Origin of the sequence: [Actinomadura] parvosata subsp. kistnae (assembly GCF_900323885.1) — a bacterium.
In the GTDB taxonomy this organism is placed as follows: Bacteria; Actinomycetota; Actinomycetes; order Streptosporangiales; family Streptosporangiaceae; genus Nonomuraea; species Nonomuraea composti.
On sequence record NZ_OOHJ01000018.1, the window covers coordinates 4382978 to 4397538 of the forward strand.

Below are 14561 nucleotides of genomic sequence, written 5' to 3' on the forward strand. Positions count from 1 at the left end.
TCCCCGTACGGTGAGGAGGAGCGGGATGGGAACGGTGCAGCAGCAGGCCGCGCTGGCCGAGACGCTGGCGCAGGTGGGGCCGCGGCTCAGGCGCATCCGTACGCAGCGGCAGGTGAGCCTGTCGGCGTTGGCCGAGGCCACCGGCATCTCCAAGAGCACGTTGTCGCGGCTGGAGTCGGGGCAGCGGCGCCCCAGCCTGGAGCTTCTGCTGCCGATCGCGCAGGCGCACCAGGTGCCGCTCGACGAGCTGGTCGGCGCGCCGGAGATCGGTGATCCGCGTGTCCGCGCCAAGCCGCTGGTCCGCAACGGGCGGACCGTGGTGCCCCTGACCACGCAGCCGGGGCCGCTGCAGGCGTGGAAGTCGATCATCCCGGCCGAGCAGAACGAGCCGCGGCCGATCACGCACGAAGGCTACGAGTGGATGTACGTGCTCTCGGGGCGGGTGCGGCTCGTCGTGGCCGACCACGATCTGATCCTGGGGCCGGGTGAGGCCGCCGAGTTCGACACGCGTCTGCCGCACTGGTTCGGGGCGGCGGGGGATTCGCCGGTGGAGGTGCTGAACCTGTTCGGGAGGCAGGGGGAGCGGATGCACGTGCGGGCCAAGCCTCGCTCTCGAGAGGGGAATTGATCGGATCGGTGCAGAATCGCCCGAGCTGACCTGGGGAGATACCACTTAGGAACTTCGTGGTGATTGGCAGGGACCTGTGCTTGAGCGCATTCACGAGATACCGGCCGCCGTGCTGAGCGCGGACGAGTACCTCGACGACTTCTGGCCGAACTTCCATCAGCTCGACGGCGTGTTCTGGAAGCTCGAACGGCTGCAGAGCTTCCGGGGCGAGCCGAGCTGGGCCGCGATGGTGGAGGGCGACTGGGACCGCTCGCTCAAGCTGGTCGACGACGGGCGCGGGGCGCCACGCGAGCGCCCGGCCAAGAGGTACCCCCGGCGGCGGATCCGGATCGTCGAGCAGCCGGTCACGTCGTACGTGCGGTGGGAGGCCCACCTGCTGGCCCTGAGAGGCGAGGCCGCCGAGCAGGTCCGGGTGCTCGACGCGGGCGAGGTGGCCGAGATCGAGGTCGGCAGGCGGCTGCCGGAGCTGGTCGTGCTCGGGACGGTGGCCATGTACGAGGTGACGTACGACGAGTCGGGAGCGCACAGCGGGGCCCGGCGGATCGACGACCGGGAGGTGATCGAGGCCTGCCAGGGGGAGCTCGACAAGCTGTTCCAACGGGGCGAGGAGCTGCGGCCCTACTACGAGCGCGAGATCATGCCGCTCCCCGCCCCGACGGTTCCGGTCTGACGGCTTCCCAGCCCGGGCGCCCCTCCCGAGGGTGCCCCTTCCAAGGGTGGCGGTCCCGAGGGTGGCGGTCCCGGGGTGGCGGTCCCGAGGGTGGCCGTCCCGAAGTTTTGACTTGCCTGGCGGGAAAGTCGAGTGTTAGCTTTCCTGGTAGGAAAGTCAAAGAGTGGAGGGATCGCCATGAACCACGCCGACGACGCTCAGGCCGGCCTCGCGGAGATCGCCAAGCGGCGCGACCAGGTGCTCGAGGGGGCCTCCCGGGGGCGGCATCGCGGGTGGGACGCCACCGGCATGGTGCTGATGGTCGCGGGGTTCGCGGCGATGGACCTTCCCGTGGGCAAGGGGCCGCAGCTCGCCTTGCTTCTCGTCGCCCTGGTCGCCGCGCTGGCCTGCTTCACCCAGGCGGGGCGGCGCAGCCGGGCGGTCCTGCACGCCTCCGCGCTGAACGGGCGGTTCTGGGCCGTGCTCGGCGGCTGCGCGCTCGCCGCCGGTGCCCTGGTGCTCGCCGCGGTGTGGCTGCTCGACGGGAGCGACTTCCCGCTGCGGAACACGGTCACCGGCGTGGTCCTCGCGGTGATCGTCGCGGCCGGTGAGCCGCTGTACCGGGCGCTGGTCAAGAGGCGGGCGGCGGCATGACGGTGCCCGCCGGTTTCGACGAGCTGATCCATCCGCCGACCCGGCTGGGGCTGGTGTCGTTGCTCGCGGCGGCGCAGTGGGCCGAGTTCTCCTTCCTGAAGGAGAGCCTGGAACTGACCGACTCGGCGTTGTCCAAGCAGGTCACGACCCTCGCCGAGGCGGGATACGCGGAGGTGCGCAAGGAGGGGGCCGGGCGCCGGCGCCGCACGCTGGTGATGCTGACGCCGCGCGGGCGGGCGGCCTTCGAGGGGCATGTCGCGGCCCTGCAACAGCTGGTCGGGCGCGCGACACCGGACCCCACGGAGGCCGGCCTCCCACGGTGAGGGCTGCCGTACGAAAGCGAAGGTGCCGTACGAAAGCGAAGGTGCCGTACGAAAGCGAAGGTGCCGTACGAAAGCGAGGGTGCCGTACGGACGGGAACGGTCAGAGGGGGAGGCCGCCGGTGGCGGAGCTGGTGGAGCCGGTCGCCTGGTAGGCGGCGATCGTGCGCTCGGCGATGCGCATCTGGTGGATCTCGTCGGCCCCGTCCGCGAAGCGGGCCCAGCGGGCGTGCTGGAACATGCTCGCCAGCGGCGTGTCCGTCGAGTACCCCAGGGCTCCGTGCACCTGGATGGCCCGGTCGATGATCCGGTTGAGGCTACCGGCCACGAAGTGCTTGGCCATCGAGACCTCCGTACGGAAGTCCTCGCCCTTGTCGATCTTCGAGGCGGCGTGCAGGACCATGAGCTTGCACTGGTACAGCTCCATGGCCGAGTCGGCGATGAGCCACTGGATGCCCTGCTTCTCGGCCAGCAGGGAGCCGTGGCTGTAGCGCTTGAGCGCCCGGTCGACCATCATGTCGAGGGCGGTCTCGGCCTGGGAGATCCAGCGCATGCAGTGGGCGAGGCGGGCCGGGCCGAGGCGGTACTGCCCGAGGCGGTGGCCGTTGCCGCGCCCGCCGAGGACGGCGCTGTCGGGCACGCGCAGGTCCTTGATGACGATCTCGCTGTGGCCGGTGGAGCCGTGCATGGTCTCCACCTCACGGACGTCGTTCCAGCCGGGGTTGGGCAGGTCCACGAGGAAGGCGGTGTTGGCGCCGCGTGAGCCTTCGGGCACGTCGGGTTCGGTGCGGGCGATGAGGATGGCGAAGCTGGCCCGGCGGGCGTTGGAGATGAACCATTTGTGGCCGTTGATGATCCATTCGTCGCCGTCCTGGACGGCTTGTGTGCGGATCAGGGTGGGGTCGGAGCCGGCCACCTCCGGCTCGGTCATGGCGAAGCAGGACATCTGCGTGCCGTCGAGCAGGGGCCGCAGGTACTTCTCCTTCTGCTCGTCGGTGGCCCAGTGGAGGAGGGTGTGCATGTTGCCCTCGTCGGGGGCCTGGCAGTTGAGCACCCACGGCCCGATGCGGGTCTTGGCCGCCTCCGACTGCACCATGGCCAGCTCCACGTGCCCGAGGCCCATGCCGCCCCATTCCTTCGGCATGTGGGGCAGCCACAAGCCCTCGGCCTTGGCCAGCGAGCGCAGGTGGAAGATCGTGCGCAGGTACTGGTCGCGGTCGCCCTCCTTCAGGTCCTCCATGGCCGGCATGACGGTGCCCTGGATGAAGGCGCGGACCCGCTTGCGGATCTCCTCGTGCTCGGGGGCAAGGGTGAAATCGATCGCCATTTCGGTATTACTCCTTGACGGGAAAGTGGCAGGCGAGCCAGTGGTCGTCGCCGACCTGCCTGATGTGGGGTTCCTCCGTGGCGCACCGCGGCGCGGCGCGCGGACATCTCGTACGGAAGCGGCACCCTGAGGGCGGGTCGACCGGCGACGGAGGTTCGCCACTGATCAACGTGTCGGCGGGCGGCAGGTCGAGACCGCCGCCGCCGGGGATGGAGGCGATCAGGGCGCGGGTGTACGGGTGCGCCGGGCGGCTGATCAGGTCGGCGCTGGGCGCCAGCTCGCACACCTTGCCCAGGTACATGACGAGGATGCGGTCGCTGACGTTCTTCACCACGGCCAGGTCGTGGGCGATGAAGACGAGGGTGAGCCGGTAGCGGTCCTTCAGGTCCTCAAGGAGGCCGAGGATCTGGGCCTGCACCGAGACGTCGAGCGCCGACACGGGTTCGTCGCAGATCACCACCTCGGGGTCGAGGATCAGCGCCCTGGCGATGGAGATGCGCTGGCACTGCCCGCCGGAGAACTCGTGCGGCCGGCGCTCGGCGGCCGTGGCCGGGTCGAGGCCGACGGCCTCCAGGACCTCGTCCACGCGGTCGCCCGGCAACTGCCAGACGCGCGGGCCCTCGCCGACGATGTCGCGGACGCGGCGGCGCGGGTTGAGCGAGGAGATGGGGTCCTGGAAGATCATCTGGAGGCGCCGGCGGGTCCTGCGCAGGGCCTCGCCGCGCAGGGCGGTCAGCTCCAGGCCGTCCAGCCTGACCGAGCCGGAGCGCGGCGGCGGGAGCTGCACGAGCGCCCGCGCGGCACTGGACTTGCCGCAGCCGGACTCGCCGACGATGCCGAGCGTCTCGCCGCGCGCCAGGTCGAAGCTCACTCCCGAGACCGCCCGGACGGTGCGGCCCCGCCCTGCGGGGAACTCCACCACCAGATCCTCCACCCGCAGCAGCACCTCGTCATCAGGGCGCAGGTGCGCGGTTCCGCTACCGGCCACGGCTGTCAGCTCCTGTCGTCCTGACGTCCTGCTCGGCGGTGGTGCCCGGGCGCGGGTACCAGCAGGCGTACGGGTGATGGTGATCCTCGGAGAGGGGCGGCGGCTCCAGCTCGCAGCGCTCCCGCGCGTACGGGCAACGCGCGTGGAACGCGCACCCGGCGGGCAGGTGCGCCAGGTCCGGCGGCCGGCCGGGGATGACGCGGAGCCGGTGGTGCACGGGGTCGGTGAGCCGGGGCGCCGCCTGGAGCAGGGACTCGGTGTACGGCATGCGGGGCCGCGCGAACACCTCGGCGGCCGGCCCCCGCTCGACGACCTTTCCGGCGTACATGACGATGACCTCGTCCGCCCACTGGGCGACCACGGACAGGTCGTGGCTGACCAGCACCACGGCCATGTCCCGCTCCGCGCGCAGCCGGTGCAGCAGCCGCAGCACCTGCGCCTGGATGGTCACGTCGAGCGCGGTGGTCGGCTCGTCGGCGAACAGCACGTCGGGCCGGCACGACAGCGCCATGGCGATCGTCACCCGCTGCCGCATCCCGCCGGACAGCTGGTGCGGGTAGCGGCGCAGCATGCGGACGGGGTCGGGGATGCCGACCGAGGCGAGCAGCTCGACCGCCTCGGCGCGGGCCTGGCGGCGGCTCATGCGCAGGTGCACCCGCAGCGGCTCCATGACCTGGGTGCCGATCGTGCGGACGGGGTTCAGCGCGGTCATCGGGTCCTGGAACACGGTGCCGAGCCGCCGGCCGAGGACCGGGCGCATCTCGGCGGGGCCGTAGGCGGTCAGGTCGTCGCCCGACAGGTACACGTGGCCGCCCCTGATCGAGGTGCCGGGCAGCAGGCCCAGGACGGAGCGGATCAGCATGGACTTGCCGGACCCGGACTCGCCGACGATGGCCAGGGTGCGGCCGCGGTCGAGGGTGAACGAGACGCCGTCCACGGCCTTGACGACGCCGCGCGGCGTGACGAAGTGCGTGCGCAGCTCCTCCACCTGGAGGAGGGTGTCGCGGACGGGATGGGTGGGGGTGGGCAGCGGGAGCGCGGCGGGCGCGCGTACCGGCTCCAGGCCGATCTCGCGCACGTCGGTCAGCGCCCGCAGCCGGTCGCCGACCAGGTTGAACGACAGCACGGTCAGGAACATGACGACCGAGGGGGCCAGCACGACGTGCGGCGCGGTCTCCATGAGCGTGCGGCCCTCGTTGATCAGCCCGCCCCAGGTGGGGGTGGGCGCCTGGACGGACAGGCCGAGGAAGGCCAGGCTGCCCTCGGCGACCACGACCACGGCCATGCCGATGAAGGCGTAGGAGGCGGCGGGCACGGCCACGTTCGGCAGGATCTCGCGCCACAGGATGCGCCGGTCGCGGGTGCCGAGCACGCGCGCGGCCAGCACGAACTCGCGCTCGGCGAAGCTGAGCGTGGCGCCCCTGATGAGGCGGACCCAGGAGGGCACGCCGAGCACGCCGAGGACGATCAGCACGTTGCGCAGGTTCGCCCCGGCGAAGGCGACCACGGCCAGCGCGAACACCAGCGCGGGGAACGCCTGCGCCACGTCGTTGACGGCCATGATGACCGCGTCGGTGGCCCTGCGCCGGTAGCCGGCCAGGATGCCGAGCGGCGCGCCGACGCCCAGGCCGAGCAGGACGGCTCCGAGGCCGACGCCGAGGGAGACGCGCGCCCCGTACACGACCCTGCTGAGCACGTCGCGGCCGAGCCCGTCGGTGCCGAACGGGTGCGCGGCGCTGGGCCCCGACTGCGGCGGCCCGGCCAGCGTCTCGTCGTAGCGGGCGAACGGCAGGAAGTCGGCCAGCAGCGCGGCGAGCAGCACCAGCCCGATCCAGCCCGCCGCGAGCCAGACCCCGAAGCCCAGCCGCCTACGCACGACGGATCCGGGGATCGACGGCGGCGTACACCAGGTCCACCGCGAAGTTCACGACCACATAGCCGACCGAGATCAGCACGACGCCTCCCTGCACCGTCAGGTAGTCGCGGGAAAAGATGGAGTCGACGATGAGCCGCCCGACGCCGGGCAGGCCGAACAGGGTCTCGATGATGACGGTGCCGCCGATGAGGGCGCCCAGGTTGAGGCCGACGGCGGTGATCAGGGTGATCGCGGAGGGGCGCAGCGCGTGCCGCCACAGGATGCGGCGCGGCGACAGGCCGCGGGCGCGGGCCAGCGTGATGTAGTCCTCCTGGAGGGTGGCGATCAGGTCGGTACGCAGCAGCCGCGCGTACACGGCGAACTGCCCGCAGCCCAGCGTCACGGCGGGCAGCACCACGGAGGTGAGGTTCCAGCCCAGGTCGACCGACAGGGACGTCCAGCCGGTCGCGGGCACCACCCGCCAGGTGACGGCGAACAGCAGAATCAGCAGCACCCCGAGCACGAACACGGGCGTGGACAGCAGCGCGAAGCTGAGCGCGGTGAGCGCCTGGTCGAGGGCGCGCCCGGCGCGGCGCGCGGCGGCCACGCCGACCGGGACGGCCAGGCCCAGCGCCACGATCTGCGCGGCGACCAGCAGCTCCAGCGTGACGGGCAGCCGCTCGGCCAGCTCGGCGCCGACCGGCATCCTCGTGATGTACGAGGTGCCGAAGTCGCCGCCGGCCAGGCCGCCGAGCCAGTCGAGGTAGCGCACCAGCAGCGGCTGGTCCAGCCCGAGCTCCTGGCGCAGCCGCGCGCGGGACTCCTCGGTCGCCGACAGGCCCAGGATCTGCGTGACCGGGTCGCCGGGCAGCAGGTTGAGCAGGACGAACGACAGGAACGTCACCACGACCAGCACCACCAGGAGCCGGGCGAGCCGGTGGAGGACGATCACCGCTCGCTGACCCAGAGCTGGGTGAACGGGTGGTACGGGATGGGCGAGCCGGTCAGCGGGAGCCCCTTCTCGCCGTCGGGCAGGACGTGCTCGCCGATGCCGCGCACCTTGGTCTTGGCGATGACGGCGCCGGTGTTGAGGTGGTCGACGAACACGTACGGCACCTGGTCGCGCAGCCGTTGCTGCACGGTGGCGTACGCCTGCTTGCGGGTGGCCTCGTCCGGGCTCATCCGGCCCGCGTCGAGGGCGGCGCTCAGCTTCTCGTCCTTGAGCCTGGTCATGTTGAGCGAGATGGCGCCGACGGGCTTGGCGTAGGCCTGGTGCATCCAGACGTACTCGCCGTCGGGGTCCTGGGCGGAGAACTGGGTCCACACGGTGGCGGAGAAATTGCCGGTGATGGCGCGGTTGATCAGGTCGGCCTGGTCGGCCTGCTTGATCGACACCTCGATGCCGGCCTTGCGCCACATGTCCTGGGCCAGCTCGACGCCCTGCATGGTGTTCGGGTCGGGGGTGGAGATCAGCTCGAAGCGGATCGGGCCCTTCTCCGCCTCGACCTCCTTGACCAGGGCGGTCGCCTTGGCCAGGTCGTAGGCGGGGTAGCCGCCGGGGGCGTACCAGGGGGAGTCCTTGGACCAGGGGCCGTCGGCGGGCTCGGTCAGGCCGCCGCGCAGGGTCTTGATGACGGTCTCGCGGTCCATGGCGTGGGCCAGGGCCCTGCGTACGCGTACGTCGTCGAGCGGGGGCACGGCGGTGTTGAGCAGGAACATGTACTCGGCGACGGCCATGCCCTGGGCCCGGTGCACGGTGTACTGGTCCTTCATGGCGCCGAACTTGGTCAGGTCCTCGTCGCGGGAGGTGCCGATGGCGTCCACGCCGCCCGCTTCGAGGGTCTGGGCGCGGGTCTGCGTGTCGGGCAGGATCCTGAACTCGATCTCGTCCAGGTACGGCAGGCCGGCGCGCCAGTAGTGCGGGTTGCGGGTGACGACCATGCGGTTGTCCGGCACGTACTCCTTGAAGACGAACGGCCCGGTGCCGACGGGCTTGAGGCTGGCCGTCTTGGGGTCGTTGAGCGAGGCCGGCGGGACGATCATGCCGGTCTGCACGGCCAGCAGGTACGGGAAGGCCACCCACGGCTGGTTCAGGACGACCTTGACCGTCATCGGGTCGGCCAGCTCGAACGACTTGATCGGCATCATGGCGGCGGCGGTCAGCGGGGAGCGCTTCTGGGCTTCGAGGTTGGCCTTGACGATGTCACCGGTCAGGGAGATGCCGTCGGAGAAGGAGATGTCCGGCCTGACCTTGATGGTCCACTCGTCGTACTTCTTGCTGGGGGTGAGCGATTCGGCCAGGTACGGCTTCCAGGAGCCGTCGGCGGCCACGGCGACCAGCGGCTCGATGATGGTGCCCGTCATGCTGTAGCTCTGTGCCGCGAACTGGTCGGTGACCGGGTTGAACCCGTTGGCATCCGCGCTGACCGCGTAGACCAGGCGCCCGCCCTGGGTGGGGCCGGTCGCGGCCGGCGCTCCGGACTGGGACTGCGGTGGCGGTTCGGCCGGCCGCTGGCCGCTGCACGCCAGCATCACCATCGCGGCCAGCGACAACGTGACCGGTGTCCTCCAGCGTTTCATCCACGCCTCCTCCCGGCTGATCCCCCGAGAGCAATTTCACCGATAGTACTATCGGTGAAATTCCGCACAAGTGGCGCGGGAGAATCGTTACGGGAGGGGAGGGGACTCATGACGAGCACACCGCTCACGAGGAGTGAGGCGAAAGACCTGACCAGGCGCAAGCTCATCCGCGCCGCCCTGGCCATCCTCGACGAGGAGGGCGAGGCGGGGCTGAGCACCGTCAAGGTCGCCAAGGCCGCCGGCATCGCGCAGTCCAGCTTCTACGTGCACTTCAAGGACATGCAGGAGCTGCTGCGGGTGCTCGCCGAGGAGGGCGGCGAACGGCTGCGCGCCACCATGCGCGAGGCGCGCCGCAAGGCCCGCGAGCACCCCGGCGACCTCGGCCTGCACCGCGAGACGTTCCGCATCCCGCTGGAGTCGATCTGCCGGCACCCCGAGCTGCTGCGCATCCAGATCAGGGCGCGCCACGACCCCTCCTCCTCGCTGCGCGACTTCGCGGTGGAGACGGCCGCCGCCTACCGCGAGCACCACGCCGCCGACCTGGCTGCCCTCGGCTACACCGCCGACGACGAGCGCGACCGGCGGCGGCTGGAGATGATCGCCGACGGCATCAACGCCGCCACCAACGCCCTGGCCATGGGCCACCTGGAGGGCCGCTACCCCGACCTGGACGAGGCCGCCGACATCCTGACGGCCCTGTCACGCGGCGCGCTGCGCTGGCTGAGGGCGACCTCGAACCACGAGCCCTCCGACCCGTCCTGAACGGGGGCAAGGGGACGGTCAGCGCAGCAGCTCACCCGCCACGGCGGAGGCCGCGTCCGCGTCCAGGCGGCCGTCCAGCACCGCCGTGACGACCCGCCGCCTCAGCGTCGTCTCGAACGTGAGCGGCCGCTCCCACGCCAGCGCCTGCCCCACCCCCGGATACTCCTCGACCCGGACGAACCAGGGGTCGCCGTCCGCCTGGGCGAAGACGAGCGTCCAGTCCCGGCCCTCCGGCGTGGTGCCGGACATGGCCAGCCACGGGCCGGTGCTGCCGTGCACGGCCCGTTCGTCTCCCGGGAGGGTGGTCCTTTCCCCCGAAGTGCCTGGGGCGCGCCAGAAGAAGCCGCCGTAGCCGGCGCCCGCCCGGCCCTTGGTGGCCGAGCTGTTGATCTCCAGCGGCGCGCCGGTCAGGTTCGTGAGGGTGAACGCGAAGTCCAGCGCCCAGCCCTGCCCGAGCGGCCGGGCCGCCACCGTGCGCTCCTCGCGCGCCACCGGCCGGCCGTCCGGGCCGATCCACTCCAGGTGCTCGGTGAAGCCGCCGTCGTCGAGGCGGGTGAAGGCCACGTGCCGCTGCGTGCCGTGGTCGTCCAGCCAGGTCGGCCCCTGGTCCTTGACGTACGTGCGCCCGCCCCAGAAGTTCACCCCGCCGAGGTCGGAGATCGCCACCCCGACCCCGAGGTGGTGCACGTGGTCCTCGGGCCGGACCTGCGTGACCTCGACCCCGCCGAGGGTGCGCACCGCGTGCAGGTACGGGCGGGGCGAGTCGGTGGCGGGCAGGTCGGGGCGTGGCTCATAGACGGCGACCGGGCGCTCCGCCACGAGCAGCTCGACCCGCGTCCACGGCACGTCCAGCTCGGAGTAGAGCGCCAGCTCCAGCGCGCTCCGCCGGACCAGGTCGGTCACGCCGGGCAGCACCCGGCTGACGACCTCGCCGGCCGCGTCCCGCTCGACGAGCTGGTGCCGCTCGGGGATGGGGGTCGGCTCGGGCGCCAGCCGGATCGCGTCCAGCACCTGCGTGAACCGCTCGGTGGCCGCCAGCGGCACCAGCAGCTCGGCGCCCGTGCGGACGTGGTCGATGAGGTTCTCCAGCAGCCCCACCCGGTCGTGCACGGTCGTGGTGACCGAGCCGTCGGGCAGCTCCACCTTCAGCCGGTCGTGCGTGTACGTCAGCGTGGCCCGGCCCGCGTCCCCCTGCACGACGAGGTGGGCCTCGCCGCGCCCGCCCGTGCCCGGCGGCGGCTCTACGCAGGGCGCGCAGAGCGTGGCCGCCATCGTGATCGTGAACCCGTCCTCCAGCCGCACCCGCACGCAGGAGGTGTCGTCGGACTCGATCGGGTGGGCGCGGAACAGCTCGGTCTCGATCTCCGCGATCGGGCCGTCGGCCAGGGCCAGCGCGGTGGCGATGGCGTGCGCGAACGGGTTCGTCAGCGCGCCGTCCATCACGTCCACGCCGTCGAGGCGCCGCTTGCCGGCCCAGGAGGCGCGGGTGAAGTAGGCCGACGGGCGGTGCCAGGCGCCCCAGCCGCCGATGCCGCGCACCCGGCCGAGCCGCCCGTCCGCGATCAGCCTGCGCAGGGCGGGGATCGCGGCCGAGCCGAGCGACTGGAAGCCGACCTGGCAGGCCAGCCCCGTCTCCGCGACGACCTCGGCGATCCTGCGCTGCTCCTGCGGGCTGGGCGCGGGCGGCTTCTCCAGCAGCACGTGCGAGCCGGCACGCAGCGCGGCGATCGCGAGGTCGGCGTGCGTGTTGATCGGCGTGCAGACGATCGTGATCTCCGCGCCGGTCTTGGCGACCAGCTCGCCCAGGTCGGACGACTGGAGCGGCGCGCAGAAGTCCACCTCGACGGGTCGCAGGTCGCAGACCCCGGCCAGCTCGACCACGCCACGACCGGCCAGCTCGCGCAGGATGTCCAGGTGGTGCCTGCCGTGGCCCGTGGCGCCCGCCAGGACCACCTTCACGGGTGCCATCACGACCACCTCAGCCCGAGCCCGGCGTGCCCGCCCGCGCGCAGCACGCCACCGGCGATCTCCACGGGATACGGCTGCGCCAGCAGGCCCAGCCGGGCGAAGGAGGCGTCCTCCACGTCCTCGGCCATGACCGGCAGCGGCAGCGCCAGCGCGAGCTGCCCCGACACCTCGCCCAGCAGGTGCGGGTAGACCGGCACGTCGTACGTCCTGGCCAGCTCCACGATCCGCAGGAACGGCGTGATGCCGCCGACCCGCACCACGTTCGGCTGGACGATGTCGCACGCCCCGGCCGCCAGCAGGTCGCGGAAGCCGTAGGTGGTGTAGACGTTCTCGCCGACCGCGACCGGCACGTCGATGGAGCGGCGCAGCTCCACGTGCGCGGCCACGTCGTCGGCGGGCAGCGGCTCCTCGATCCAGTGCGGATCGAACGCGCGCAGCGCGGCCAGTGCCCGGCGGGCCCGGTGCAGGTCCCAGCGCTGGTTCGCGTCGATCATGAGCAGCCGGTCGGGGCCGATCACCTCGCGGACGGCGGCCACCCGCGCCACGTCCTCGGCCAGGTCGGGCCGGCCCACCTTGATCTTGACGCCCCGGTAGCCGGCCGCGACCCAGCGCTCGGCCTGCGCGACCAGCTCCTCCAGGGAGTAGTGCAGGTTGACGCCGCTGCCGTAGACCGGCACCTCCTCGCGCCGCCGGCCCAGCACGTCGGGCAGCGACTCCGTACCGCAGCGCAGGTCCCACAGCGCCAGGTCGACGCCGGCCAGCGCGATCGTGGTGATCCCGCCGGGGCCCGCCTCGCGCAGGTGCCGCCACAGCCGGTCCCACACGACCTCGGGGTGCGCGGGCAGCCCGATCAGCGCCTCGCGCAGGTCGTGGTCGAGCAGCGCCTTGACGGCGTGCGCGCCGATCTGCGGCGTCCAGGAGAAGCCGGTGCCGGTGCGCCCGTCCTTCAGCGTGACGTGCGTGACGATCACGTGGTTGTCCGGCACGTCCGCGCCCCACGGCCGGGGCAGCGGCGCGGTGCGCAGCTCCGTACGCAGGTCGGCGATCGTCATGGCGCGACCAGCTCCAGCCCGGTCTTGATCAGCGCCTCCAGCTCGGCCAGGTGCTCCTCGCTCACCTCGACCAGCGGCGGGCGGACGGCGCCTGCGTCCAGGCCGCGCAGCCGCACGCCGGCCTTGACCAGGGCGACCGGGTAGCCGGGCACCTTGCCGCGCAGGCGCACGAGCGGCGCGTAGAACTCGGTGAGCAGCCGCTCGTCGCCGTTCAGGTAGGCCAGCGCGATCTCCGGCGCGAACGCGAACACGGCGCTGGAGTACAGCTCCACGCCGATGCCCCGGTAGGCGGGCATGGTCAGCTCGGCCGTCGGCAGCCCGTTGAAGAACAGGAAGTCCGGGTATTGCTCGCGCACGGCCAGCACGGTGCGCTGCATGCGGTCGATGTCGCCCAGGCCGTCCTTGAGCCCGATGACGCCGGGGATGCCGGCCAGCGCCACCACGGCCTCCGGCTCCAGCACCACCGAGCCGCGCTGGTAGACGATCACCGGCAGCACCTCGGCGACCGCCCGCACGTACGCCTCGAAGCCGTGCCCGGGCCCCTGCGCGAGGTAGGGCGGCATGAGCAGCAGCCCGTCCGCGCCCGCCGCGCGGGCGGCCCGTGCCTGGTTCAGCGCCGCGCCGATCGGCCCGCCCGCGCCCGCGAACACCGGCACCCGCCCGGCCACGACCTCCGTGGCCACCCGCGTCGCCCGCGCGTGCTCGGCCTCCGACAGGGCCGAGAACTCGCCGGTGCCGCACGCCACGAAGACGCCGCCCGGCCCGTGCTCCATGCCCTGCCGTACGTGCTCGGCCAGCACCTGCTCGGCGAGCGCGCCGTCGGCGTCGAAGGGGGTGACGGGGAAGAACAGCACACCGCTGAGGTTCATTCGGTTACATCCTTGAGTTCGGTACGCCAGCTGCGCTTGGGCTGCCAGCCGAGCAGGCGCTGTGCCTTGGCGGTCGAGAAGGCGGGGGAGGTGCCGGTGAGCCCGGCGGCCAGCGTCTCGGTGCCGGGCACGACCTGGGGGAGCAGGTCGGCCAGCGGCTTCCTGGCCAGCGCGTCGGCGGCGCCGGCGAAGAACACCTCGCCGTTCGGCAGGTCGGGCAGCGCCTCGGAGAGCACGGCGATCATCTCGGCCGCGTCGCGGGAGTCGATGTAGTTGAACAGCGACACCCCGCCCAGCTCCGGCCGGTCGAGCCGCTCGCGCACCGTGTGGCCGGACTGCGTGGGCGCGCCCGCCCACTCCTCGGGCGGGATGACGAAGCACGGCCGGACGGCGGCCAGCTTGGTCGTGCCCGCCCTGGCGTACGCCTTCATGGTCTCCTCGGCGGTCACCTTGGACAGGTTGTAGGCGTTCCACGGGCGCACCGGGTGCTGCTCGTCGATCGGCAGGTACGCCGGCGTCCAGCCGCCGGGCGCGCCGTACCCCATGACGGTGGGGCTGCTGGCCACCACCACGCCCGGCACGCCCAGGGCCACCGACGCGGAGCACACGTTGTACGCGAGCTGCGTGTTGACCTTGAAGATCACCGATTCCGGAACGCTGAACGGGGTCGCGATCGCGGCCAGGTGGATCACCGACTCGGGCCTGAACCTGGCCAGGACCTCGAACGTCTCACCGGTGTCGGTGAGGTCGGCCGGCAGGGTGACCGCCGCCTCCGGCGGGGTGCCTGGGGCGCGGTCGACGCCGATGACCTCGTGCCCGGCCGCCGCGAGCGTGCTGACCACGCTGCGGCCGAGGCGTCCGGCGCTTCCGGTGACGAGGACTCTGCTCACCGTGTGGGGCTCCTTCAAG

14 protein-coding genes are annotated in these 14561 nt (G+C 72.3%); 5 read left to right on the plus strand and 9 right to left on the minus strand.

Translation table 11 applies throughout. The features are described 5' to 3' along the window. The first annotated feature begins 25 nt into the window (after positions 1 to 25). The 4 genes from KIS93_RS40790 to KIS93_RS40805 all read left to right on the plus strand — a co-directional run bounded on the left by KIS93_RS40790 (position 26) and on the right by KIS93_RS40805 (position 2254). A complete protein-coding gene (locus KIS93_RS40790; protein ID WP_080042655.1) occupies positions 26 to 628 on the plus strand; it encodes a helix-turn-helix domain-containing protein in 603 nt (200 codons plus the stop codon). 76 nt (positions 629 to 704) lie between these two features. Beyond that, positions 705 to 1298, plus strand: a complete 594-nt coding sequence (locus KIS93_RS40795) for a DUF6879 family protein (protein WP_080042654.1) — start codon at positions 705 to 707, stop codon at positions 1296 to 1298. Positions 1299 to 1475: 177 nt separating this feature from the next. Next, the gene (locus KIS93_RS40800; RefSeq protein ID WP_080042653.1) at positions 1476 to 1931 is read left to right on the plus strand and encodes a hypothetical protein; all 456 of its coding nucleotides are present in this window, start codon (positions 1476 to 1478) and stop codon (positions 1929 to 1931) included. Beyond that, positions 1928 to 2254 (plus strand): winged helix-turn-helix domain-containing protein, encoded by a 327-nt coding sequence (locus KIS93_RS40805; RefSeq protein WP_080042652.1) that lies wholly within the window; start codon positions 1928 to 1930, stop codon positions 2252 to 2254. The genes KIS93_RS40800 and KIS93_RS40805 overlap by 4 nt, the downstream gene beginning before the upstream one ends. Positions 2255 to 2354: 100 nt before the next feature. Here KIS93_RS40805 and KIS93_RS40810 read toward each other — a convergent pair whose 3' ends face one another. From KIS93_RS40810 to KIS93_RS40830, 5 genes are read right to left on the minus strand one after another with little or no spacing between them, the layout of a single operon-like run. Then, on the minus strand, positions 2355 to 3578 hold the full coding sequence (locus KIS93_RS40810; RefSeq protein WP_080042651.1) for an acyl-CoA dehydrogenase family protein: 1224 nt from the start codon (positions 3576 to 3578) through the stop codon (positions 2355 to 2357). A gap of 7 nt (positions 3579 to 3585) precedes the next feature. After that, on the minus strand, positions 3586 to 4566 hold the full coding sequence (locus tag KIS93_RS40815) for an ABC transporter ATP-binding protein (RefSeq protein WP_080042650.1): 981 nt from the start codon (positions 4564 to 4566) through the stop codon (positions 3586 to 3588). After that, positions 4556 to 6442: a dipeptide/oligopeptide/nickel ABC transporter permease/ATP-binding protein gene (locus KIS93_RS66085; protein WP_080042649.1), complete on the minus strand. Its 1887-nt coding sequence runs from the start codon at positions 6440 to 6442 to the stop codon at positions 4556 to 4558. The genes KIS93_RS40815 and KIS93_RS66085 overlap by 11 nt, the downstream gene beginning before the upstream one ends. After that, complete coding sequence (locus KIS93_RS40825; protein WP_080042648.1) at positions 6435 to 7373, minus strand: ABC transporter permease; 939 nt, start codon at positions 7371 to 7373, stop codon at positions 6435 to 6437. Before KIS93_RS40825 ends, KIS93_RS66085 begins: the two co-directional genes overlap by 8 nt. After that, entirely contained in the window at positions 7370 to 9001 is a 1632-nt protein-coding gene (locus KIS93_RS40830; protein ID WP_080042647.1) for an ABC transporter substrate-binding protein, read from the minus strand. Before KIS93_RS40830 ends, KIS93_RS40825 begins: the two co-directional genes overlap by 4 nt. Before the next feature lie 108 nt (positions 9002 to 9109). On the opposite strand from KIS93_RS40830, the gene KIS93_RS40835 reads away from it, so the two are divergent. Further along, positions 9110 to 9763, plus strand: coding sequence for a TetR family transcriptional regulator (locus KIS93_RS40835; RefSeq protein WP_080042646.1), 654 nt, complete (start codon positions 9110 to 9112; stop codon positions 9761 to 9763). Between the two features lie 18 nt (positions 9764 to 9781). Here the strand turns inward: KIS93_RS40835 and KIS93_RS40840 are convergent, their stop codons facing one another. Genes KIS93_RS40840 through KIS93_RS40855 form a run of 4 tightly spaced genes read right to left on the minus strand, consistent with a single transcriptional unit; the run spans position 9782 to position 14542 of the window. Then, complete coding sequence (locus KIS93_RS40840; RefSeq protein WP_080042645.1) at positions 9782 to 11731, minus strand: DUF6807 family protein; 1950 nt, start codon at positions 11729 to 11731, stop codon at positions 9782 to 9784. Further along, a complete protein-coding gene (locus KIS93_RS40845; RefSeq protein ID WP_080042644.1) occupies positions 11731 to 12783 on the minus strand; it encodes a mandelate racemase/muconate lactonizing enzyme family protein in 1053 nt (350 codons plus the stop codon). Before KIS93_RS40845 ends, KIS93_RS40840 begins: the two co-directional genes overlap by 1 nt. Beyond that, positions 12780 to 13652 (minus strand): 5-dehydro-4-deoxyglucarate dehydratase, encoded by an 873-nt coding sequence (locus KIS93_RS40850; protein ID WP_080042643.1) that lies wholly within the window; start codon positions 13650 to 13652, stop codon positions 12780 to 12782. The genes KIS93_RS40845 and KIS93_RS40850 overlap by 4 nt, the downstream gene beginning before the upstream one ends. Next, a complete protein-coding gene (locus tag KIS93_RS40855; RefSeq protein ID WP_080047220.1) occupies positions 13649 to 14542 on the minus strand; it encodes an NAD-dependent epimerase/dehydratase family protein in 894 nt (297 codons plus the stop codon). Before KIS93_RS40855 ends, KIS93_RS40850 begins: the two co-directional genes overlap by 4 nt. Positions 14543 to 14561: the final 19 nt, after the last annotated feature.